This window comes from Eubacterium aggregans, assembly GCF_900107815.1.
Classification (GTDB): domain Bacteria; phylum Bacillota; class Clostridia; order Eubacteriales; family Eubacteriaceae; genus Eubacterium_O; species Eubacterium_O aggregans.
The window spans coordinates 1-1,277 of record NZ_FNRK01000060.1; the positions used below are offsets into that span (position 1 = coordinate 1).

General features: G+C 39.9%; 1 protein-coding gene. It reads right to left on the reverse strand.

The genetic code is table 11. The features are described from left to right. Positions 1–67: 67 nt before the first annotated feature. A protein-coding gene (locus tag BLW33_RS13905) for an IS3 family transposase (protein WP_090310077.1) occupies positions 68–1,221 on the reverse strand; the annotation gives its coding sequence in 2 pieces (ribosomal slippage) (positions 68–939 and positions 939–1,221; 1,155 coding nt in all). Positions 1,222–1,277 lie beyond the last annotated feature (56 nt).

The window sequence follows — 1,277 nt, forward strand, 5'->3', positions numbered from 1 at the left end:
TATAATGTACACGCTTGTCAAGACACGAAATCAGAAATATTTAGATAAATCTCCTTTCGCATTTTGATCAGGCAGCCAATGCCATATTTTCATAGAATACAGCTGCCGGTGTTTTGTAATCGAATCGTTGGTGACCACGCTTGTGGTTATATTTAGCGATGTATTCCTTTGTCATAGCTTTCACTTCAGTAACGGTTTCCGGGTACAGCAAATACAGGCGTTCCCATTTATATGATCGGAAAAACCGTTCAATGGCAATATTGTCGGTAGCACGGCCTTTACCATCCATGCTGATTTTAGTTGTTTTGAAGCTTTTAATCAGGTCAATATAGGCATTTGACGTAAACTGACTGCCCTGGTCACTGTTAATAATCTCAGGCGCGCCATAGGTTTCAACGGCTTTTTTTATAACACGGGTGACCATATCGGTTTGCAGGGTGTTGCTGATGGTGTATCCCACAATATAGCGGGAATACCAGTCAATAATAGCGGTTAAATACACAAATCCATTTGGAGTTCCAATATAAGTAATATCAATCGACCACACCTGATTCGGTCGGTCAATTTCCAGATTTCTCAGCAGATAGGGATAGGTTTTTGCAGCTTTGGCCCGCTTACTCAGATTAGGGCCGGGATAGAAACAGACAATATCCATTTCCATCATATAACGTCTGACAAGACGTCTGCCCACGTTATGAAAACCCTGTTTATGCAGTTCATTCCGGATTCGTCTGACGCCAAAGGCAGGTTCCTCGTAATGAATACGATCAATGGCATTTTTAATATTGATTTCATCCCTGGATGGCGAAACATCTACAGGTACATGATAAGCTGTCGATCGCGATAGCATCAGAAGTTGACACTGTTTTTTTATGGTTAAGGAAGTGTGCTTCCAATCAATTAACGCTCTTTTTTCTTCATTTGAGAGATTTGAATTTGTTTTTTTTTAAGCCAATCGACATCCAGTGTTAATTCGCCTATTTTCTTTACGAGCAGCTCCTTTTCATCTTCATGCTCCTGTTTGAGTTTGTCCACATCTTCATTTTTCTTATTGAAGACGGCTGACATATTGGCGATAAATTCGGTTTTCCAACGGCTTAACAATTGCTGAGATACTTCATGCTTTTTTGCGATCTCAGCTAACGTATTTTCTTCTCTGAGGATTTCCAGTACGATGGTTGCTTTTTCCTCAGGGGTCCAGGTTCGTCGTTTTTTACTCATGTGTATAGTTTATCTTATTTTCTGGATTTTGTGTCCAACTATTTGTGAACATTATA